Consider the following 19,770-nt stretch of genomic DNA (forward strand, 5'->3'; position numbering starts at 1 on the left):
GAATAAATGATGTTAAAGCTATTTTTGCTTTTGACCTGCGAAATGTCCTATACTATAATTAGAATGTTATGCAACGAAAACGAGGTGAAAGATCTTGTTAGACCGTTTAGAAATTGTAGAAGAACGTTATGATAAGTTAAATCAGTTGTTGAGTGATCCAGAAGTCATTAATGACACGACGAAACTCCGGGAATATTCCAAAGAGCAAGCAAGCCTTGAGGAAACCGTTCAGGTGTATCGTGAATATAAGGAAATTCTCGAAGGCATTCAAGATGCGAAAGCGATGCTTGAGGAAGAAAAAGATGCAGAAATGCGCGAAATGGTGAAAGCTGAACTTTCCGAGCTTACACCTAAAGAAGAAGAGTATGCAGAGCGCTTGCGAGTGCTTCTTCTTCCCAAAGACCCGAATGATGACAAAAACGTTATTATTGAGGTTCGTGGAGCAGCGGGTGGAGATGAAGCCGCTCTATTTGCCGGTGACTTGTACAAAATGTACAGCCGTTTTGCTGAAATGCAAGGATGGAAGTCTGAAGTGATTGAATCAAGCTCAACCGAGCTCGGTGGTTTTAAAGAGATTATCTTTATGATCAACGGTGCCGGCGCTTATTCAAAAATGAAGTACGAGAACGGTGCACACCGTGTTCAGCGCGTTCCATCCACAGAATCTGGCGGTCGTATTCATACGTCTACGGCAACCGTTGCGGTGCTTCCTGAAGCAGAAGAAGTAGAAGTTGACATTCATGATAAAGACATTCGTGTTGATACCTTTACTTCAAGTGGACCTGGTGGACAGAGTGTAAATACAACGATGTCAGCGGTTCGTTTAACGCATATGCCAACAGGCGTTGTCGTCTCGTGTCAGGATGAAAAGTCTCAGATTAAGAACAAAGAAAAAGCGATGAAGGTTCTTCGTGCTCGTGTGTATGATAAGTTCCAGCAGGAAGCACAGAAAGAGTACGACGATAACCGTAAATCAGCTGTAGGTACTGGCGATCGTTCTGAACGTATTCGCACGTACAACTTCCCACAAAACCGCGTAACGGATCACAGAATTAACCTGACGATCCAGAAGCTTGACCAGATCCTTCAAGGGAAGCTTGATGAGTTCATTGATGCGCTTATTACAGAAGAGCAAACGCGCTTAATGGCGGAAGCTGGAGAGTGACCCTATGATGACTGTATTCGAAGCCCTTAAATGGGCTTCTTCTTTTTTAGAGAAGCACGGACGTGAAGCATCGGCAGCAGAATGGCTAATCAAGCATGAGTTAAATGTTTCAAGAACGGAGCTTTTGCTTCAAATGCAAGATGATATGCCGAATTTCCCAAGTTTTGAAGCGAAAATAAAAGAGCATGCGCGTGGCATTCCCGTTCAGCATATCGTTGAGAAAGAAGAGTTCTACGGGAGAACATTTCGCGTGAATCATTATGTGCTTGTGCCAAGACCTGAAACAGAAGAGCTTGTGGAAGGTATTCTTACTCGAGCAAAAGCACTATTTTCAGATCCAGCAAAAGCAACGATCGCCGATATTGGTACGGGAAGCGGAGCCATTGCGATTAGTCTTGCCCTCGAACTTCACAACCAAGATGTGACTGCTGTGGACATTTCAGAGGATGCGCTTAAAGTAGCGAAGGAAAACGCGCAACGGTTAGAGGCGCCGATTTCATTTCTTCACGGTGATTTACTTCAGCCGCTAGAAGGACGAAAACTCGATATTGTCGTATCAAATCCTCCTTATATTTCAGAAGAAGACTATGCGACGCTTGATCCGTTAGTGCGTGATCATGAACCGATTCAAGCGCTCGTTGGGGGAGAAAATGGCTACGAACTTTATCGCCGTCTTGCGGAAGGACTACCGAAGCTGATCGCTTCTCCAGGGTTAATTGGATTTGAGGTAGGCGAAAAGCAGGCGCGAAAGGTTGCTGCGATGCTCGAAGCCTCTTTTGGGGAGAGCATTCAGGTCGAAGTTGTAAACGATATAAGTGGAAAAGAACGGATGGTATTTGGCATTGTGACGTAACCCTGTCGATTCTACTCGCATTCTGGTGAACAGTTCTACGTTTAATTCGTATGAATCTGGCCAGAATGAGAGCTAGAAGGGACGGGATACAAGATGAATCAAAAAGGACTTATTAATCTATTAATCTCATTTTTTATTCTTGCTACAAGTCTCCAAGGTTCGGGTATTGTGAAAGCAAATCAGCAGATCATTCCAGACGAAGCGATTCGTCTTCGCATTTTAGCCAATAGTAATAGTGAGGAAGACCAGACTGTAAAGCGTAGCATTCGCGATGAAGTGAACAAATCAATTAATACATGGGTTGCTGACTTAACTTCTATCGAAGCGTCGCGACGTGTGATTAAAAGTCATTTGAACGAAATTGAAGCGATTGTAGAAAAAGAGCTTAATCAAATCGGGAGCAAAGAATCATTTTCTGTTTCATTCGGAGAAGTCGCATTTCCAACGAAGCTGTATGGAGACTTTGTTTATCCTGCCGGTGATTACGAGGCCGTTTTAATTACAATTGGGGAAGGGCTTGGGGATAACTGGTGGTGCGTTTTATTCCCACCTCTTTGTTTCCTTGATTTCTCAAATGGGGACGCCGTTCAGGCGGCAGACGATGCGCCGGAAGAAGAGCCAGCAGAAGAAGTGGAAGTCGATTTCTTCTTGGTGAAAATCATTGATACGATTGTGGATTGGGTGAAAGGAATTTTCAGCTAACAGGTCTATTCTCCTCCTTCAGCGCATAAGACCATAACAGAACGGTTTTATGGATAACGTGAAGGAGGAGATCAATGTGTTTCTTGTTAGAAAAGCAACGTCGGAAGATGCCGCAGCTGTTCGGGATTTTGTCTTGCGCTCCGGATTGAACGTGGACGGGCTCCCTGAAATTGAGTCCTTTCTAATGGCAGAATCAGAAACGAAAGAGCTGCTTGGTGTAATTGGACTTGAAACAATCGGTACATCAGGTCTTTTGAGGGCACTCGTATTAAATCGTTCTGAATCGACCTCTGAACGGCTACTATGCTTTTTTGATCAGGTCGTTCTTTATGCGAAAAAAGCGAACTTGGACGAGTTGTTTTTGACTTCAAAAGAAGAGTCATTTTTCTTTCAAGTTTTCGGTTTCTCGACAATTTCCTTAGAAGAGGTTCCATCGTTAGTAAGAGAAAATGAGCTATTTTCAACGCACTCAGATCAACGAGTTATTATGAGAAAACGATTGGCCTAGGTATTCTCATCAACAAGGTTATGCACAATCCGAACATATGTTATCCACATTGTGTGGATATATAGACGATTAGCGGAAGGAAGCGTTTTTACGAATTGTGTAGAATTCTGCGGAAAGATCATAGATTATCCCGAAATAAGCGGGTTTATGAGCATTTTTAGAATAAGAAGGTGAAGAAAGTGGAAGGTATCCACACAAATGTTTGGTATGTGGATGAAAATGTGGATAGTGAAAATGATTATCCACAGATTTTGGAAGCTGCCGAATGTTTACAACGTAATGAAGTCGTCGCTTTCCCGACTGAAACCGTTTATGGATTAGGGGGAAATGCGCTATCAGAAGAAGCTGTAGCCAAAATATTTGGTGCAAAAGGTCGTCCTGCCGATAACCCACTGATCGTTCACGTAGCGAGTCGTCCACATGTGGAAAAGTTAGTGACGCATATTTCAAAAAAAGCAGATGAGTTAATGAATGCATTCTGGCCTGGGCCGCTGACGATTGTATTGCCTGGTGGGAAAAGTGTGGCATCAAATGTCACGGCCGGCCTTGATACGGTAGCGATTCGCATGCCAGATCATCCAGTTGCACTCGCGCTCTTAACGGCCGCGAATTTACCGCTTGCTGCACCAAGTGCAAATATATCCGGTAAACCTAGTCCCACGACAGCGCAACATGTGATTCATGATTTAAGTGGCAAAATTGCTGGTATTGTGGATGGCGGTTCAACAGGGGTTGGACTAGAATCAACGGTTGTGGACTGTTCCGGTGATCACGTAACCATTCTTCGTCCCGGAGGCGTTACGAAAGAACAGTTAGAGGAAGTCGTTGGGGAAGTGAAAGTTGATCCTGCATTAGGTGATGATGGCCAAAAACCTAAATCTCCAGGTGTTAAGTACAAGCATTATGCTCCAACGGCGCCAGTAACGCTTGTGGATGGCTCAAATTCATACTTGCAATCGATTGTGGACAAGCGGAGAGCAGAGGGCGCGAAGGTCGGTGTTCTTGCGACAGAGGAATCGAAAGCGACGTATCGAGCCGATGTCATTATCCCGTGCGGTTCGAGAGAAAATCTTACCTCCGTTGCAAACCGATTGTATGATGTTTTGCGTCAATTTGATGAAGCTGATGTAGATGAAATCTATAGCGAAGTGTTTTCACAAGATGGCGTCGGTGCAGCTGTGATGAACCGACTATCAAAAGCCGCTAGCAATCGTGTGATCAAAGAATAACAAGAAAACCCGCTCAAAGATGAGCGGGTTTTCTTATTTGCGCTTCTTTTGAACGAATTCTTCTACCATTTGCGTAGTTACGTACGTCCGTGTTGGAATGCTGCCTTGTTTGGCAAGTTCATTAATTTGCAGGGATAGCTCATTGATGCGGTCTGTCGTAAATGGTTTATTTGCTTTGCACAATTCAACAGCATGAGAAATGGCGGCTTCTCTCTCTTTATCTAACTGAATAAATAAGTTAATTTCACGATTTTTTTGACTAAGCTGGTTCGATATCCCTTTGTGAACGCTCATAATATTAGTTCCTCCAATTTGGCTCAATCATTACTAAAACACTACCCTTAAAGAGCCTTACGTAATCTATTATTCATTCTTTCCCTTCTATTTTCAAGAGGACGTGCATAAAAGTTGAATAGCACGTCCCGGGAGGAGATGGAATGATTTCCACTGCGTTAATAGGAGAGCTCGCAACTTTAAGCATAATGGCATTTGCTCTCGGTATGGATGCTTTTTCAGTTGGACTTGGCATGGGTATGATTCCGCTTCGTCTCCGTCAAATTGCTAAAATTGGCGTGGTGATTGGACTGTTTCATATGGGGATGCCACTTGCCGGGATGATCATTGGCCGAGTTCTTTCAGAACACTTTGGCACGGTTGCAACGATGGTCGGCGGCGCACTTTTGCTGTTACTTGGTATTCAAATGGGACTATCCTCGCTCTCATCGAGCGATAAACCGTTTGTAACCCCAGTTGGCTTTGGCTTGCTTGTTTTTTCGTTAAGCGTGAGCCTCGATAGCTTTTCCGTTGGTTTAAGTCTCGGAATCTACGGGGCGAGAGTTTTCGTCACGATTTTGTTGTTTGGCCTGATCAGCATGCTCTTAACCTGGTCCGGCTTAATGATGGGCCGGAAATTTCAGCGCTGGATCGGCTCATACAGCGAACTCCTTGGCGGCTGTATCTTATTTTGTTTTGGGTTGAAGCTATTGATTCTGTAGTGTTAGGGGCGGATGGTGAGTTTGGCCAATAAAAATGGATTTTGGACAATATATTGAGAAATTGGCCAATAAAATCTCAATTTAGCCAATATAACGAGATTATGGCCAATAAACCACTTTCAGGGAGGCCGCTCACATAAGTGGTCTCCCTGAAAAGATTTACTCTGTAATCCCCTGTAAAAGCTTCGCGTACGGAGAATCAGCCGGCAGCATGATCACCGTTTCGTCATTCAACGTTGTTTTATACGACTCAAGCGTGCGGTAAAGCTCATAAAATTCTGGATCCTTACTAAACGCTTTGTTGTAAATTTTCGCCGCTTCTGATTCGCCTTCTGCGCGAATTTCTTCCGCATCGGCGTCAGCTTTAGCTAGAATGGTATCCACTTCTTTATCTGTTTCAGCTTTGATCCGATCGGAATCAGCGTCACCTTGTGATAAGTATTCCTGTGCTTTGGATTCGCGTTCTGAAATCATACGCTGGAAAACGGATTGTTCGTTCGCATCCGGAAGATCAGTTCGCTTCATCCGGACATCGGTTACCTGGATGCCGTATGAGTCGCGTTCAAGTAATTCATTCACGCGCTCGCGCACATTGTCATTAAAACTGCCTCGATTGGATTTTTCCTCATTAATGATTTGATCGTACTCAAGCTGACCAAGTTCTGAGCGAATAACGGAGAAAATAAATTCGCCCATTTTGGCTTCAGCATTTTCAATCGTCCGTGCGTTTGAAATCATATCCTGTGGATCACTAACAGACCAGACCGCATAGTTATCAACTGTCATCCGCTTTTTATCTTTCGTTGTAATTTCTTCTGGATTCACATCATAAAGCATCTGGTATTTTGGTAGTGTCGTGACGGATTGGATGAAAGGCACTTTTACCTTTAATCCAGGCTCTGTTTCAATCTTCACAACGTCCCCAAATTGACGAATGACTTTGTACTCGCCTTCCTTCACGACAAAGAGGGTGCTGAAAATCCCGCCAATGATCACGAGAAGGAGAACGATGAGCAGGACGCTTTTTACGATTTTACCAGGGTTCATCTTTCGGCGGTGTTCATCCATATTAAAAACGTTCTTACTCATTCTTTTCACTCTCCTTTGGCTTCGGTGTCTCAGTCGTTTTCTCCTTCGCCGGCTGGATTGGTAAATATTTCACGGTGTCTCCACCTTCATCGGTAATATAAATCTTTGTATCTGGCAACACTTCTTCAAGCGTTTCTAACACCAGGCGCTGTCTCGTGATATCTGGGTTATTTTTGTATTCATTGTAGAGAGCATTAAATGTAGCAACATCTCCGCGCGCCTGCTCAATTCGCTGCGCTTTTTCACCTTCCGCTTTCGAAATACGCGCATCTTTTTGACCTTCCACAACATTTAGTTCCTGATTTTTATACTTCTTCGCTCCGTAAATCGTCGTTTCTTTTTGTTCACGAGCATCTACAACGTTCGTAAACGCTTTTCGCACTTCATCGTTTGGTAACTCCACGTCTTGAAGTTTCACATCAAGTATCGAAATACCAATTTCATAGCGATCAATTAGTTTAGTTAGAATGTCTCGCACATTTCCTTCAATTTCGGCTTTTCCTGAGGTTAATGCTTCGTCAATTTCGGAGCTACCGATCACCCCTCTTAAGGAAGAAGAAGTTGCGTTATAAAGAATTTCTTTCGGTTCATCTGAGTAATATAAGTATTGTTTTGGATTCGTAATGCGCCACTGAACGACGAGATCAGCGAGGACGATGTTTTCATCTCCCGTTACCATTTTCGTCTCCTCAGGATAATCCACGATCTTGCCATCTTCCTCATCGTATCCAAACGTTAAGCTGAACGTTTCTCTCGGTAGAATGTCTACCTGTTGTATCGGCCATGGCAGTTTAAAATGAAGTCCAGCATCGCTAATTTCTTCATCCACTTTACCGAATGTCATAATAACCGCTTGTTCAGACTCATCAACGGTATACCAGCTCGTAACGAGGATCACGCCAAGGATCAGAAATAGAACAATGGAGCCGGATAAAATGACGATTTTTCTTTGTGACATGTGACTTTCCCCCTTTGATTCACTTATAACAAGTATTACGTTCGGATGACAAAAAGGTTTCAGAACTTCCAGTCTTTTTATCCGAGATTGTTCCGTTTGCGAGGGGTGGATTTATCCCGTTTCATCTCTCATAATAGGAAGAGAAGGGAAGTGGACAAGGTGAGAGTTGTATTTGTGTGTACAGGTAACACATGCCGCAGTCCAATGGCGGAAGTGATTTTAAAAAATAAAAGCAATAACATCGAAGCGAAATCAGCAGGCGTTTTTGCGGCGAATGGCGCTCCGGCAAGCCGTCAGGTTGAAATTCTTTTAGAAGAAAAGAATGTCCCCTTTACGCATACGGCAAAAATGCTGGATCGAGAACTTGCGGAATGGAGCGATCTTCTGTTAACGATGACGAGTAGTCACAAAGCGCTCGTGTTACGGGATTTTCCAGAACTTGCTCATAAGGTGTACACATTGAAGGAGTATGCCGCAACTGAAAATGAAAAGAAATATGATGCTTATCAAGAAAAGGCGGCGGAAATTGAAATGAAGCGTGCGGCTTTTCTTCATGACATCACAAAGCTAGATACAGAAAAACAAGCGGAAAAGCGACAGCAGTTTGAAACCGAAATGAGAAGAGAGTTAAATGAATTGCAAGCGCTTGAACAAGCTTTGCCTTCAATGGATATATCAGATCCTTTTGGTGGTACCATTGAGCAATATCGATTAACATACCATGAAATTGAAGAAGCGATTGAGCGAATGATTGAGCGTCTCAATCAAGAAGAATTGGAGGGATAATGATGAAAGTAGCCATAGGTGCTGATCATGCGGGTGTAAAGATTAAGGAAGACATTCTTCATGTCATTAAAGAGTTAGGGATGGAGGCGATTGATCTAGGTTGTGATTGCTATGATTCAGTTGATTACCCGGACTATGCCATTCCTGTAGCTGAAAAAGTAGCGTCTGGCGAAGCGGATCGCGGCATTTTAATTTGTGGGACAGGAATTGGCATGTCGATTGCAGCAAATAAGGTGAACGGCATTCGCTGTGCCCTTGTTCATGACCTGTTTAGTGCAAAAGCAACGAGACAGCACAATGATTCAAACGTTCTAGCAATGGGAGAGCGGATTATTGGACCGGGCCTTGCAATTGAAATTGCGAAAGTATGGCTCGAGACAGAATATGAAGCAGGACGTCATGCGAAACGAGTCGGTAAAATTACGGAATACGAGGCAAAGGCATAAGGAGGCGTTATCTGTGAATGAACAAACAGCGCGTCAAATTACCCGCCATACGTTAGAAGCGCTTCAGGATCTTCAACTAGATGCGCGTCTTTCCCGTCGTCACCTGCTTGTGATTGGAATGAGCTCAAGCGAAGTCATCGGTCAGCGTATTGGAACAGCCGGTACAATTTCAGCGGCAGAGGCGATTTATGAAAGTGTAAAAGCCTTCCAACAAGAAACGGGTGTTCAGCTTGCTTTTCAATGCTGTGAGCATTTGAATCGAGCTCTAGTTATTGAGCGGGAAACGGCTGAAGCGAGAGGATACGACATCGTAGCCGCGATTCCCACAACTCGAGCAGGTGGGTCAATGGCAACGCATGCCTATGCCAATATGAGTGATCCTGTTTTAGTGGAGTTTATTTCTGCAGATGCTGGAATCGATATTGGTGATACGTTTATTGGTATGCATATACGTCATGTCGCAGTCCCTGTGAGGGGAAGACATACGTCGATCGGCGAGGCTCACCTCACGATGGCACGCTCTAGACCAAAACTTATTGGTGGAGAACGGGCCTCATATCCTGGGAAGAATGAGCACTGCTTTTAAGCTAAAAACCGAACAATAATTTAGTTCGTTTATCTAATATACGGATAAGAACTTCTATGGTACAATGCAATCGAGATGAAATACGAACTGTTCGTGTTTACGAATGGTAATTTGTGTGGGATGGAAAGGGGATATCAATGCAAAACCTAGCAAAGCAGGATCAAGAACTTTTACAGGCAATGAAAGACGAGCTTGGCAGACAGCGCAGCAAGATTGAACTTATCGCATCAGAGAACTTTGTATCAGAAGCCGTGATGGAGGCGCAAGGATCTGTTTTAACAAACAAATATGCGGAGGGCTATCCAGGCCGACGTTATTACGGTGGCTGTGAATATGTCGATGTCGCTGAAAATATTGCAAGAGACCGTGCGAAGCAGCTATTTGGTGCAGAGCATGTGAACGTTCAGCCTCACTCAGGCGCACAAGCCAACATGGCGGTTTACTTCACAATTCTTGAGCAGGGTGATACGGTTCTTGGCATGAACCTTTCTCACGGTGGTCACTTGACGCACGGAAGTCCTGTAAATTTCAGTGGCGTTCAGTATAACTTCGTAGAATATGGCGTTGACAAAGACTCACACCGTATTGACTACGAGGACGTTCTTGAGAAAGCAAAAACCCATCGTCCAAAGCTAATCGTTGCAGGGGCAAGTGCTTATCCACGTGAAATTGATTTCAAACGATTCCGTGAAATTGCGGATGAAGTAGATGCTTACTTGATGGTCGATATGGCCCATATTGCAGGTCTAGTTGCAACAGGACATCACCCAAATCCAGTGCCACACGCCCATTTCGTAACGACGACTACCCACAAAACGCTTCGTGGACCGCGTGGTGGCATGATTCTTTGCAAAGAAGAGTTTGCGAAGAAGATTGATAAGTCGATTTTCCCTGGTATTCAAGGGGGGCCATTGATGCACGTCATCGCTGCAAAAGCGGTAGCATTCGGTGAAGCTCTTTCTAACGATTTTAAAGCTTATTCTGAAAAGGTTGTAGCGAACGCTAGAAAACTTGCTTCAGCTCTTGAAAAAGAAGGCATTAACCTCGTTTCAAACGGCACGGATAATCACCTTGTGCTTCTCGATTTACAAAGTCTAGATTTAACAGGAAAAGTGGCTGAAAAAGCGCTTGATGATATTGGCATTACAACAAATAAAAATACGATTCCATTTGACCCACAAAGTCCATTCGTGACAAGCGGCCTTCGCATTGGTACAGCAGCCGTTACGTCACGCGGATTTGGAGAAGCAGAAATGGAACAGATCGCAAGTATCATTGGTGATGTGTTGAAGCAGCATGAAAATGCGGATGCGCTTCAAAAAGCAGCGAAGCGTGTGCAAGAGCTTACTGACAAATTCCCGATGTATGAAAACCTTTCTTATTAATAGACACTGACGCCGGGAGATAATCATTTCCCGGCGTTTTTCTAAAAGGATAAGCCTTCGTTATTTAATGGGAAGAGCGTGAATATTTCATCATCTTTGAAAGCCTTGAATCAATCCGCGTTTTTCTGTAAAATTGCGAAGAAGATTTAGGAACGAAACCAAAACGAAAAGGGGAGTGCATACGATGGGTAAAGTATACGTGTTCGATCATCCGTTGATTCAGCATAAGCTTACATACATTCGCGATGAGAAAACAGGAACAAAGGAGTTCCGTGAACTTGTGGATGAAGTAGCAGCGTTGATGGCTTATGAAATTACAAGAGAGCTTCCAACGGAAGAAGTGATGGTGAAAACCCCTGTAACTGAAGCGAAATCAAAAGTTCTTTCAGGTAAAAAGCTTGGACTAGTTCCCATTCTGAGAGCCGGGCTTGGTATGACAGACGGAATCCTTAAGTTGATTCCTGCTGCAAAAGTAGGTCACGTAGGTCTTTACCGTGATCCCGAAACGCTTCAACCGGTAGAATACTATGTGAAGCTTCCTGCTGACATTGAAGAACGTGAATTCATCGTGATTGATCCAATGCTTGCAACAGGTGGGTCTGCAGTTGAAGCGATCAACTCCCTTAAGAAACGTGGAGCAAAAAACATTAAAATGATGTGTCTGATCGCAGCACCTGAAGGCGTAGAGCTTCTGAACGAAGCGCACCCTGATGTAGACATTTATATCGCTGGTCTTGATGAGAAGCTAAACGAAAAAGGATACATTGTTCCAGGTCTTGGCGATGCCGGTGACCGTCTATACGGAACAAAATAAATACAAAACCTCTTCCTAAAATGGAAGAGGTTTTTTCGTTGTAACATCCTAAAATGTGATAAAAAAGTGACAAATTACGTCTTAAATAACAGGGAATGATTCCCTGTTTTCTCTGAATAACACAACTCTGCTCGTGTAAGCGTTACTATCCTTGATATTACAGGGTTTTTTAAGTGTTTTTCTATTTGTGAATTTGATCACACCATTTCCCCGAAACGCATTGACATCAAGTACACCCTATTGTAGACTTACAAAGGGTATAGTGATAAGGTTTTCATTTGCTCAAAACATCCTTTTCAATGACTCACCTTTATAGCAAAGGGGCGCTTTATTTGAAGGCGATGGCACTCTATACAACAATCCTTTCTTATCTTGTTGGATCGATCCTTGCGGGGGTATTTTTGGGAAGATGGATGGATCGTCTATTCGACACTTTTCCACTTTTTCTCATCATTGGTCTTTTGCTCGGTTTGGGCGGAGGAATTTATGGATTGGTTCGTCTTCTACATAAGTTTACAGGGGAAGATTAAATGACAGAATATACTCAAAGTTTTCGCCGCTACATGCAATTCACCCTGTATTTGCTCGCCATTTTCGTAATGGGTTGGGGAATTACCTCCTATAAAGCATTATTCCTCGGGTTAATTCTTGGCACCATTTTCAGTATTTACAACCTATTTAACATGTTCCGTAAGATCAATCGTCTTGGTGAAGCTGCTGCAGAAGGTAAAAAGGCAAAATCGCTCGGTTTTTTAACGAGACTGGCCGTTGCTGGACTAGCTGTAGCCATTGCAACAAGATACCCGGAACATTTCAGCTTGCTAGGTGTGGTAATTGGGTTAATGATCACCTACATTATCATTCTCATAGATTCAATATCCAAAATACGCTTTAAGTAGGAAGAGAGGTGAAAAGCTGTTGGAACATCATGCACCTACACATGACTTTCTAGGACTTACTTTCAACCTTTCCAATGTTCTTATGATTACAATTGCTTCTGCTATTGTTTTTATTCTTGCTGTTGTAGCAACTCGCTCGTTAGCAATGCGTCCTACGGGATTGCAAAACTTTATTGAGTGGGTAATGGACTTTGTTAAAGGGCTAATTGGAAGTACGATGGACTGGAAAACCGGTGGGCGCTTCCTGTTTCTTGGGATGACGCTACTCATGTATATTTTCGTATCAAATATGCTTGGTCTTCCATTTGCCATTTCGTTCAATGAAGAATTATGGTGGAAGTCTCCAACTGCAGACCCGACAATCACGCTAACTCTAGCAACGATGGTCGTGGTGCTTACACACTATTACGGTGTGAAAATGAAAGGACCTAAGGAATATGGAAAAGGGTTCATTAGCCCACTTAAATTCTTATTCCCGTTTAAGTTAATTGAGGAATTCTCTAATACCTTAACACTTGGTCTTCGACTTTATGGAAACATTTACGCTGGTGAAATCCTACTAGGACTTCTAGCTGGTCTTGGTGCTAGTGGATTTGGCGGAGCGCTTGGAGCCTTTCTTCCTATGCTCGCATGGCAAGGATTCAGTATCTTTGTCGGTACAATTCAAGCGTTTATCTTTACAATGCTAACAATGGTTTACATGGCACACAAAGTGGCAGATGACCACTAAACACTGGGTACAATGAGTTTTGATTATATAAAACTATTTTATGAATTATAAGGAGGAAGTTTAGCATGGGTTTAATTGCAGCTGCAATTGCAGTAGGTTTAGCGGCAGTAGGTGCCGGTATTGGTAACGGTCTTATCGTAGGACGTACAGTAGAGGGAATCGCTCGTCAACCAGAACTTCGCGGAACTCTTCAAACAACAATGTTCATCGGTATCGCACTAGTTGAGGCATTGCCGATCATCGGTGTTGTTATTGCCTTCATCGTACTAGGTCAATAATTTAAGAACTTTATAGTGATGTTGGATCGTTTCATGATGGCGAAGAAAGTTTCGAAATGAAACCTTCGCCATTCGTTTTGTATGACCTCTGAAGGGAGTGAACACGGTGTTCAATAGTTTAATTCTAGGAGCAGGATTTGCTGCAGGAGATATCATTTATCAGCTTGTCGCATTTATTATCCTTCTTGCATTACTCAAGAAGTTTGCATGGGGACCTCTGATGGGCATCATGAAAGAGCGTGAGCAGCACATTGCGAACGAAATTGATGCAGCTGAGAAGAATCGTAAAGAAGCAGAAGCATTCTTGAATGAGCAGCGCGATGAAATGAAGCGTGTTCGTCAGGAAGCAAAAGCAATGCTTGAGAACCAAAAGCAAATGGCTGACCAAAAAGGTCAGGAAATGATTGAAGCGGCTCGTCTTGAGTCGGAACGTTTGAAAGAAGCAGCTACTGCTGAAATTAAACGTGAGCGTGAAAGTGCAGTTGCCTCTCTACGCGAGCAGGTTGCGTCACTATCCGTTATGATCGCTTCAAAAGTTGTTGAGAAGGAACTGGATGAGCGCGCTCAAAAGCAGCTGATCGATGAGTACCTTGATCAGGCAGGCGATCAGAAATGAGTAGAGATCTTGAAGTAATCGCAAAGCGTTATGCCGGTGCTCTTTTTGACATCGCTCGTGAGAACGATAACGTCGAGCAGGTCAAGAATGAGCTTGTCATCGTAAAAGATGTTTTTCATCAAACGCCGGATCTGATGAACGTGTTTGAACATCCGAAATTTACGACAGCACAAAAGAAAGAAATCGTCCAAACAAGCTTTGGATCTTCGTTGTCACCAACGGTAATGAATACGCTTCTGACACTGATTGAAAGAAAGCGTGTGGCGATCGTTTTTGATCTTGTGAGTCAATTTGAAAGACTATCGTACGAACAACAGCAAACAGCAGCCGCAAAAGTTTATTCTGTGAAGCCTTTAACGGAAGAGGAGCAGATGAGAGTTTCGACTGTATTTGCAAAACGAGTAGGCAAAACAACGCTTCGCATTGAAAATGTGATCGACCCTACGTTAATCGGTGGGATTAAAGTACGCGTCGGCAATCGCATTTTTGACGGAAGCATTAGTGGAAAACTTAAACGCATGGAACGAGAATTAGTTTCAGCGAAGAGCTAGAAGATAGGGGTGAATATGCATGAGCATCAATGCTGAAGAAATCAGTGCGCTGATCAAGCAGCAAATCGCAAATTATCAAACTGATATTAAAGTTGATGATGTTGGTACCGTTATCCAGATTGGTGATGGTATTGCTCGTGCCCACGGTCTCGATAACGTGATGGCAGGAGAGCTTGTTGAATTTTCAAACGGTGTTATGGGTATGGCTCAGAACCTAGAGGAGAGCAACGTTGGTATCATCATCCTTGGACCATACACTGAAATTCGTGAAGGCGATGAAGTACGTCGTACTGGACGCATCATGGAAGTTCCAGTCGGTGAAGAGCTTCTTGGCCGTGTTGTAAACCCACTTGGACAACCTGTTGATGGACAGGGCCCACTTGGTACAACAAAAACTCGTCCGATCGAAAGCCCAGCTCCAGGGGTTATGGATCGTAAATCAGTACATGAGCCACTACAAACAGGAATCAAAGCAATTGACTCTCTTATTCCAATCGGACGCGGACAGCGTGAGCTTATCATCGGTGACCGTCAGACTGGTAAGACATCTATTGCGATCGATACAATTCTAAACCAAAAAGACGAAGATATGATTTGTATCTACGTTGCGATTGGTCAGAAAGAATCCACGGTACGTGGTGTTGTTGAAACGCTTCGTAAGCAGGGTGCCCTTGATTACACAATTGTTGTAACAGCTGGCGCATCTCAGCCATCTCCGCTTCTTTTCCTAGCACCATATGCTGGTGTCACAATGGGTGAAGAATTCATGTATAACGGCAAGCACGTTCTTGTTGTATACGATGACTTAACAAAGCAGGCTTCTGCATACCGTGAACTTTCCCTACTACTTCGTCGTCCTCCAGGTCGTGAAGCATATCCAGGGGATGTATTCTATCTTCACTCACGCCTTCTTGAGCGTGCAGCGAAGCTTAGTGATGCAAAAGGTGCAGGTTCACTAACTGCCCTTCCGTTTATCGAAACACAAGCTGGTGACGTATCAGCTTATATCCCAACTAACGTAATCTCCATCACAGATGGACAGATCTTCCTTCAATCTGACCTCTTCTTCTCGGGTGTACGTCCAGCGGTTAACGCCGGTCTTTCAGTATCCCGCGTAGGTGGTTCCGCTCAGATTAAAGCGATGAAGAAGGTTGCGGGTACACTACGTCTTGACCTTGCATCATACCGTGAGCTAGAAGCATTCGCTCAGTTCGGTTCCGACCTTGATAAAGCAACTCAAGCGAAGCTGAACCGCGGTGCTCGTACGGTTGAAGTTCTTAAGCAGGGACTAAACAAGCCACTTGCAGTTGAGAAGCAAGTTGCCATTCTTTACGCACTAACTCGTGGATTCCTTGATGATATCCCAGTTGGCGACATTCAGCGTTTTGAATCTGAAATGATGACATGGATCGAACACAATAAGAAAGAAATCTTTACTACAATTCGTGAAACAAAAGCTCTTCCTGATGAAAAAGAATTCAACGGTGCAATCGAAGAATTCAAAAAGAGCTTCGCAGTATCTGAATAAGAGGGATGCGGCGGAAACGCCGCGGCCAGCTTAAAAGGTGGTGAAATGAGTGGCATCTTTACGCGACATTAAGTCGAGAATTACGTCGACGAAGAAAACAAAGCAGATTACAAAAGCGATGCAGATGGTTTCCGCTGCGAAATTGAACCGTGCTGAAATGAATGCCAAGTCATTCGTTCCATATATGGAGAAAATTCAAGAGGTTGTTGGAAGCATTGCAAACGGATCGAGCGGCGTACGTCATCCGATGCTAGAAAGCCGTGAAGTCAAGAAAACGGGTTATGTGGTGATTACATCAGACCGTGGACTTGCTGGGGCATACAATAGCTCGGTACTACGTCATGTCTATAGAACGATTAATGAGCGTCATAACTCTACAGATGAGTATGCAATTATCGTAGCTGGTAAAGTAGGACTTTCCTTCTTTAAAAAGCGCGGAATGCCTGTCGTTGAAAGCATTGTTGGTCTTTCCGATCAGCCATCTTTCGCAGACATTAAAGACATTGCATCTCGAACAGTCGGTATGTTTGAAGATGGAGCTTTCGATGAGCTTTATCTTTACTACAACCACTATGTAAGTGCCATTCAGCAGGATTTAACGGAGAAGAAACTTCTTCCGTTAACCAATATTGAGACAGGCGGAGGCAAATCACTCGCAAGCTATGAGTACGAGCCGTCTGAAGAAGAAATTCTTGAAGTACTCCTTCCTCAATATGCTGAAAGCTTGATCTACGGAGCGCTTCTTGATGCGAAAGCAGCCGAGCACGCTTCTCGTATGACAGCGATGAGAAGTGCGACAGACAATGCGGACGATCTTATCGGCGACCTTACACTATCCTACAACCGTGCTCGTCAGGCTTCAATCACTCAGGAACTAACTGAAATTGTAAGTGGGGCGGCAGCACTAGAGTAGAAATGAAATAAAATAGATAGTCTTAAATGCCAAATAAAGACGATTCTTGTTTTGGCAGCTTAAAGCAAGTTAGGAGGGAACAGGATGAACAAGGGATACATTACCCAGGTTATGGGTCCGGTTGTAGACGTTAAGTTTGAGAGCGGAAAGCTTCCAGAAATCTACAACGCCCTTAAAGTTAACTATATCGCTCAAACCGGTGCCGAAGAGAGCATCGAATTGACGCTTGAAGTCGCGCTTCACCTTGGCGATAACTCTGTTCGTACCGTAGCAATGGGTTCAACAGACGGTCTTGTACGTGGAGTTGACGCTCTCGATACAGGTGCACCAATCTCCGTTCCAGTTGGAGATATCACACTAGGACGTGTATTCAACGTACTAGGTGAGAAAATTGACCTTAATGAAGAACTCGGCGAAGTACGCCGCGATCCGATTCATCGTCTAGCACCAGTATTCGAAAACCTTTCAACAACAACGGATATCCTTGAAACAGGAATTAAAGTAGTCGATCTTCTTGCACCATACGTTAAAGGTGGTAAGATTGGTCTCTTCGGTGGTGCCGGTGTAGGTAAAACGGTACTAATCCAGGAACTGATCAACAACATCGCACAAGAGCACGGCGGTATCTCTGTATTCGCAGGTGTTGGTGAACGTACGCGTGAAGGTAATGACCTTTACTACGAAATGACAGATTCTGGCGTTATTAAGAAAACGGCAATGGTCTTCGGTCAGATGAACGAACCACCAGGTGCACGTATGCGTGTGGCCCTTTCCGGTCTTACAATGGCAGAATACTTCCGTGATGAGCAAGGACAAGACGTTCTTCTCTTTATCGATAACATCTACCGCTTTACACAAGCTGGTTCAGAGGTATCGGCATTGCTTGGACGTATGCCATCAGCAGTAGGTTACCAACCTACACTTGCTACTGAGATGGGTCAACTTCAAGAACGTATCACTTCTACAAATAAAGGTTCTGTTACTTCAATTCAAGCAATCTACGTACCAGCCGATGACTACACTGACCCGGCTCCGGCAACGACGTTTGCTCACCTTGATGCAACAACAAACCTTGAGCGTAAACTATCTGAGCAAGGTATCTACCCTGCGGTGGATCCACTTGCTTCAACTTCTCGTGCGCTTTCTCCGGAAATCGTTGGGGATGAGCATTACAATACAGCGCGTGAAGTGCAACAAACACTTCAGCGTTACAAAGAGCTTCAAGATATCATCGCAATCCTAGGTATGGATGAGCTTTCTGATGAAGATAAGCTAACGGTTTCTCGCGCTCGTCGCATTCAGTTCTTCCTTTCTCAGAACTTCCACGTAGCTGAACAGTTCACTGGACAAAAAGGCTCTTACGTACCAGTTAAAGAAACAATCAAAGGATTCAAAGAAATCCTTGATGGTAAACACGATGATATTCCAGAGGACGCATTCCGTCTTGTTGGAACAATTGAAGAAGTGGTTGAAAAGGCTAAACAAATGGCGTAATGAAAAGCGGAGGCGACTGCTTTGGCCCGACAAGCGCTGGAAGCTTTTCGAATGAACACGTTCTTTGTGTTCAATCGAAAAGGTGAAGCGACTCGAGGGCCAAGGAGCCGCAGCTAGATCATTCTAGTGCAGAGAGTGTCCCTTATACTCTTATAGGTCTCTTTCTCGCTGTTTGAATTCTTTCTCTAATTACGATCACCACACCCAGGGAGGGGTACAATGAATACATTGGATGTCAGTGTAGTCACCCCTGACGGCCCGGTATACGAAGGGGAAGCTGAAATGGTCAGCGTAAAAGGAACGAGCGGTGAGCTCGGAATTTTACCTGGACACATTCCGCTTGTTGCCCCTCTTACAATCAATGCGGTTCGCTTCAAAAATGGAGCGGATACACACGTACTGGCCGTTAGCGGTGGGTTTGTTGAAGTAAGACCAAAGCAGGTAACGATCCTTGCTGAGTCTGCTGAATTACCTTCCGACATTGACGTGGAACGCGCACGTGCAGCGAAGGAACGAGCAGAACAACGCTTGAATCAAGCGAAGCAGGATAACGTTGATTTCAAACGCGCAGAGCTAGCGCTTAAGCGCGCAATCAATCGCCTGGATTTGGCAGGTAAATAAATGGAAAGCACCAGCGGGAAATTCCCTCTGGTGCTTTTTTACATTTTGGCTTGTACACTCGGTAGCATGCTATCTACTTTGTTTATCGTTTTCCAATTGCGTACGGTCGCATACTCATTAGACCGAGTGATGAAAGCCGCAAGTTTTGAATTTCGAATGCTCTCATGAAACAGTAAATAAATTTCCCTATCTCTCATCTCACATTCTTCGGTTTCAGATGCGTAGGTAAGCATTTTCTTTTCATCATCTTCTAAAAGAGGTTCTGCTAACATGGCCACATAAAGACTCTCCCCACTCGCCGTTTCCTGTGCTTTTGAAAGTTGTTCATCATGAAATGGGCAGTTTCTGACAATGTTCTTCCACTCAAACGCCGTTCTTAAAACGATTGGAACCCTTAATCCAAATTGTTCGCCAATGATCTCTTCCATCTTTTTTCTTATAAGGGTTGCGGCTTCTTCAGATTCAAACAAAACATTTCCACTTTGAATGTATGTTTTCACATTCTGAAACCCTTCATTTGAAAGGGCATCGCGCAATTCCGCCATTTTAATTTTATTTTTCCCACCAACGTTAATTCCTCTTAATAACCCAACATAGGTTGTCATTCCATCTCCACCTCCATTA

Annotated in this window: 25 protein-coding genes; 21 read left to right on the forward strand and 4 right to left on the reverse strand. The window is 43.9% G+C overall.

What is annotated here, in order from left to right; all coding sequences use genetic code 11:
- The first annotated feature begins 94 nt into the window (after positions 1 to 94).
- The 5 genes from prfA (at position 95) to PQ511_RS09640 (ending at position 4,457) form a co-directional block, all read left to right on the forward strand.
- Positions 95 to 1,165 (forward strand): peptide chain release factor 1, encoded by a 1,071-nt coding sequence (prfA, locus tag PQ511_RS09620; RefSeq protein WP_224881496.1) that lies wholly within the window; start codon positions 95 to 97, stop codon positions 1,163 to 1,165.
- A gap of 7 nt (positions 1,166 to 1,172) precedes the next feature.
- The gene (gene prmC, locus PQ511_RS09625; protein WP_273851819.1) at positions 1,173 to 2,018 is read left to right on the forward strand and encodes a peptide chain release factor N(5)-glutamine methyltransferase; all 846 of its coding nucleotides are present in this window, start codon (positions 1,173 to 1,175) and stop codon (positions 2,016 to 2,018) included.
- Between the two features lie 93 nt (positions 2,019 to 2,111).
- Positions 2,112 to 2,720, forward strand: a complete 609-nt coding sequence (gene spoIIR, locus PQ511_RS09630; protein ID WP_420541679.1) for a stage II sporulation protein R — start codon at positions 2,112 to 2,114, stop codon at positions 2,718 to 2,720.
- Positions 2,721 to 2,796: 76 nt separating this feature from the next.
- Positions 2,797 to 3,228, forward strand: a complete 432-nt coding sequence (locus PQ511_RS09635; RefSeq protein WP_273851680.1) for a GNAT family N-acetyltransferase — start codon at positions 2,797 to 2,799, stop codon at positions 3,226 to 3,228.
- Between the two features lie 188 nt (positions 3,229 to 3,416).
- On the forward strand, positions 3,417 to 4,457 hold the full coding sequence (locus PQ511_RS09640; protein ID WP_273851820.1) for an L-threonylcarbamoyladenylate synthase: 1,041 nt from the start codon (positions 3,417 to 3,419) through the stop codon (positions 4,455 to 4,457).
- A 33-nt stretch (positions 4,458 to 4,490) separates the two neighbouring features.
- On the opposite strand, the gene PQ511_RS09645 is transcribed toward PQ511_RS09640, so the two are convergent.
- The gene (locus tag PQ511_RS09645) at positions 4,491 to 4,751 is read right to left on the reverse strand and encodes a DUF2533 family protein (protein WP_273851681.1); all 261 of its coding nucleotides are present in this window, start codon (positions 4,749 to 4,751) and stop codon (positions 4,491 to 4,493) included.
- Between the two features lie 143 nt (positions 4,752 to 4,894).
- On the opposite strand from PQ511_RS09645, the gene PQ511_RS09650 reads away from it, so the two are divergent.
- Positions 4,895 to 5,452, forward strand: coding sequence for a manganese efflux pump MntP (locus PQ511_RS09650; protein WP_273851682.1), 558 nt, complete (start codon positions 4,895 to 4,897; stop codon positions 5,450 to 5,452).
- A 159-nt stretch (positions 5,453 to 5,611) separates the two neighbouring features.
- On the opposite strand, the gene hflC is transcribed toward PQ511_RS09650, so the two are convergent.
- The gene (gene hflC / locus PQ511_RS09655) at positions 5,612 to 6,541 is read right to left on the reverse strand and encodes a protease modulator HflC (protein WP_420541680.1); all 930 of its coding nucleotides are present in this window, start codon (positions 6,539 to 6,541) and stop codon (positions 5,612 to 5,614) included.
- Positions 6,534 to 7,499 carry an FtsH protease activity modulator HflK gene (hflK, locus tag PQ511_RS09660; protein WP_273851683.1) on the reverse strand — a complete coding sequence of 322 codons (966 nt, stop codon included), beginning with the start codon at positions 7,497 to 7,499 and terminating at the stop codon, positions 6,534 to 6,536. Before hflK ends, hflC begins: the two co-directional genes overlap by 8 nt.
- Positions 7,500 to 7,649: 150 nt before the next feature.
- Between hflK and PQ511_RS09665 the strand changes: the two genes are divergently transcribed.
- From PQ511_RS09665 to PQ511_RS09735, 15 genes are all read left to right on the forward strand, one after another.
- Positions 7,650 to 8,285 (forward strand): low molecular weight protein arginine phosphatase, encoded by a 636-nt coding sequence (locus tag PQ511_RS09665; RefSeq protein WP_273851684.1) that lies wholly within the window; start codon positions 7,650 to 7,652, stop codon positions 8,283 to 8,285.
- Between the two features lie 2 nt (positions 8,286 to 8,287).
- Entirely contained in the window at positions 8,288 to 8,731 is a 444-nt protein-coding gene (gene rpiB / locus PQ511_RS09670) for a ribose 5-phosphate isomerase B (protein ID WP_273851685.1), read from the forward strand.
- A gap of 13 nt (positions 8,732 to 8,744) precedes the next feature.
- On the forward strand, positions 8,745 to 9,317 hold the full coding sequence (locus tag PQ511_RS09675; RefSeq protein ID WP_420541681.1) for a TIGR01440 family protein: 573 nt from the start codon (positions 8,745 to 8,747) through the stop codon (positions 9,315 to 9,317).
- Positions 9,318 to 9,454: 137 nt separating this feature from the next.
- Complete coding sequence (glyA, locus tag PQ511_RS09680; protein ID WP_273851686.1) at positions 9,455 to 10,702, forward strand: serine hydroxymethyltransferase; 1,248 nt, start codon at positions 9,455 to 9,457, stop codon at positions 10,700 to 10,702.
- Between the two features lie 184 nt (positions 10,703 to 10,886).
- Positions 10,887 to 11,516, forward strand: a complete 630-nt coding sequence (gene upp, locus PQ511_RS09685; protein ID WP_159786319.1) for a uracil phosphoribosyltransferase — start codon at positions 10,887 to 10,889, stop codon at positions 11,514 to 11,516.
- 299 nt (positions 11,517 to 11,815) lie between these two features.
- A complete protein-coding gene (locus PQ511_RS09690) occupies positions 11,816 to 12,046 on the forward strand; it encodes an AtpZ/AtpI family protein (protein WP_224590850.1) in 231 nt (76 codons plus the stop codon).
- Positions 12,047 to 12,415, forward strand: coding sequence for an ATP synthase subunit I (locus PQ511_RS09695; protein ID WP_226654539.1), 369 nt, complete (start codon positions 12,047 to 12,049; stop codon positions 12,413 to 12,415).
- 19 nt (positions 12,416 to 12,434) lie between these two features.
- The gene (gene atpB / locus PQ511_RS09700; protein ID WP_273851687.1) at positions 12,435 to 13,145 is read left to right on the forward strand and encodes a F0F1 ATP synthase subunit A; all 711 of its coding nucleotides are present in this window, start codon (positions 12,435 to 12,437) and stop codon (positions 13,143 to 13,145) included.
- Positions 13,146 to 13,210: 65 nt separating this feature from the next.
- Entirely contained in the window at positions 13,211 to 13,423 is a 213-nt protein-coding gene (gene atpE / locus PQ511_RS09705; RefSeq protein WP_121681967.1) for a F0F1 ATP synthase subunit C, read from the forward strand.
- A gap of 106 nt (positions 13,424 to 13,529) precedes the next feature.
- Positions 13,530 to 14,039, forward strand: coding sequence for a F0F1 ATP synthase subunit B (gene atpF, locus PQ511_RS09710; protein ID WP_273851688.1), 510 nt, complete (start codon positions 13,530 to 13,532; stop codon positions 14,037 to 14,039).
- Positions 14,036 to 14,590 (forward strand): F0F1 ATP synthase subunit delta, encoded by a 555-nt coding sequence (locus tag PQ511_RS09715; protein WP_273851689.1) that lies wholly within the window; start codon positions 14,036 to 14,038, stop codon positions 14,588 to 14,590. Before atpF ends, PQ511_RS09715 begins: the two co-directional genes overlap by 4 nt.
- Before the next feature lie 19 nt (positions 14,591 to 14,609).
- On the forward strand, positions 14,610 to 16,118 hold the full coding sequence (gene atpA, locus PQ511_RS09720; RefSeq protein WP_273851690.1) for a F0F1 ATP synthase subunit alpha: 1,509 nt from the start codon (positions 14,610 to 14,612) through the stop codon (positions 16,116 to 16,118).
- 49 nt (positions 16,119 to 16,167) lie between these two features.
- A complete protein-coding gene (locus PQ511_RS09725; protein ID WP_226654541.1) occupies positions 16,168 to 17,031 on the forward strand; it encodes a F0F1 ATP synthase subunit gamma in 864 nt (287 codons plus the stop codon).
- Positions 17,032 to 17,115: 84 nt separating this feature from the next.
- Positions 17,116 to 18,525 (forward strand): F0F1 ATP synthase subunit beta, encoded by a 1,410-nt coding sequence (gene atpD / locus PQ511_RS09730; protein ID WP_159786297.1) that lies wholly within the window; start codon positions 17,116 to 17,118, stop codon positions 18,523 to 18,525.
- Positions 18,526 to 18,744: 219 nt separating this feature from the next.
- Positions 18,745 to 19,146: a F0F1 ATP synthase subunit epsilon gene (locus PQ511_RS09735; protein WP_224590835.1), complete on the forward strand. Its 402-nt coding sequence runs from the start codon at positions 18,745 to 18,747 to the stop codon at positions 19,144 to 19,146.
- A gap of 38 nt (positions 19,147 to 19,184) precedes the next feature.
- On the opposite strand, the gene PQ511_RS09740 is transcribed toward PQ511_RS09735, so the two are convergent.
- A complete protein-coding gene (locus PQ511_RS09740) occupies positions 19,185 to 19,751 on the reverse strand; it encodes a DUF1697 domain-containing protein (RefSeq protein ID WP_273851691.1) in 567 nt (188 codons plus the stop codon).
- Between the last annotated feature and the right edge of the window lie 19 nt (positions 19,752 to 19,770).

Origin of the sequence: Guptibacillus spartinae, from assembly GCF_028610625.1 — a bacterium.
In the GTDB taxonomy this organism is placed as follows: domain Bacteria; phylum Bacillota; class Bacilli; order Bacillales; family Guptibacillaceae; genus Guptibacillus; species Guptibacillus spartinae.

What these genes read in the sequence shown, in the direction of transcription:
- prmC (WP_273851819.1), top strand. Translation starts at nt 1,173, where the DNA reads ATGACTGTATTCGAAGCCCTTAAATGGGCTTCTTCTTTTTTAGAGAAG.
- spoIIR (WP_420541679.1), top strand. Translation starts at nt 2,112, where the DNA reads ATGAATCAAAAAGGACTTATTAATCTATTAATCTCATTTTTTATTCTT.
- PQ511_RS09645 (WP_273851681.1), bottom strand. Translation starts at nt 4,751, where the DNA reads ATGAGCGTTCACAAAGGGATATCGAACCAGCTTAGTCAAAAAAATCGT.
- PQ511_RS09650 (WP_273851682.1), top strand. Translation starts at nt 4,895, where the DNA reads ATGATTTCCACTGCGTTAATAGGAGAGCTCGCAACTTTAAGCATAATG.
- hflC (WP_420541680.1), bottom strand. Translation starts at nt 6,541, where the DNA reads ATGAGTAAGAACGTTTTTAATATGGATGAACACCGCCGAAAGATGAAC.
- hflK (WP_273851683.1), bottom strand. Translation starts at nt 7,499, where the DNA reads ATGTCACAAAGAAAAATCGTCATTTTATCCGGCTCCATTGTTCTATTT.
- rpiB (WP_273851685.1), top strand. Translation starts at nt 8,288, where the DNA reads ATGAAAGTAGCCATAGGTGCTGATCATGCGGGTGTAAAGATTAAGGAA.
- glyA (WP_273851686.1), top strand. Translation starts at nt 9,455, where the DNA reads ATGCAAAACCTAGCAAAGCAGGATCAAGAACTTTTACAGGCAATGAAA.
- upp (WP_159786319.1), top strand. Translation starts at nt 10,887, where the DNA reads ATGGGTAAAGTATACGTGTTCGATCATCCGTTGATTCAGCATAAGCTT.
- PQ511_RS09690 (WP_224590850.1), top strand. Translation starts at nt 11,816, where the DNA reads ATGACTCACCTTTATAGCAAAGGGGCGCTTTATTTGAAGGCGATGGCA.
- PQ511_RS09695 (WP_226654539.1), top strand. Translation starts at nt 12,047, where the DNA reads ATGACAGAATATACTCAAAGTTTTCGCCGCTACATGCAATTCACCCTG.
- atpE (WP_121681967.1), top strand. Translation starts at nt 13,211, where the DNA reads ATGGGTTTAATTGCAGCTGCAATTGCAGTAGGTTTAGCGGCAGTAGGT.
- PQ511_RS09715 (WP_273851689.1), top strand. Translation starts at nt 14,036, where the DNA reads ATGAGTAGAGATCTTGAAGTAATCGCAAAGCGTTATGCCGGTGCTCTT.
- atpA (WP_273851690.1), top strand. Translation starts at nt 14,610, where the DNA reads ATGAGCATCAATGCTGAAGAAATCAGTGCGCTGATCAAGCAGCAAATC.
- atpD (WP_159786297.1), top strand. Translation starts at nt 17,116, where the DNA reads ATGAACAAGGGATACATTACCCAGGTTATGGGTCCGGTTGTAGACGTT.
- PQ511_RS09735 (WP_224590835.1), top strand. Translation starts at nt 18,745, where the DNA reads ATGAATACATTGGATGTCAGTGTAGTCACCCCTGACGGCCCGGTATAC.
- PQ511_RS09740 (WP_273851691.1), bottom strand. Translation starts at nt 19,751, where the DNA reads ATGACAACCTATGTTGGGTTATTAAGAGGAATTAACGTTGGTGGGAAA.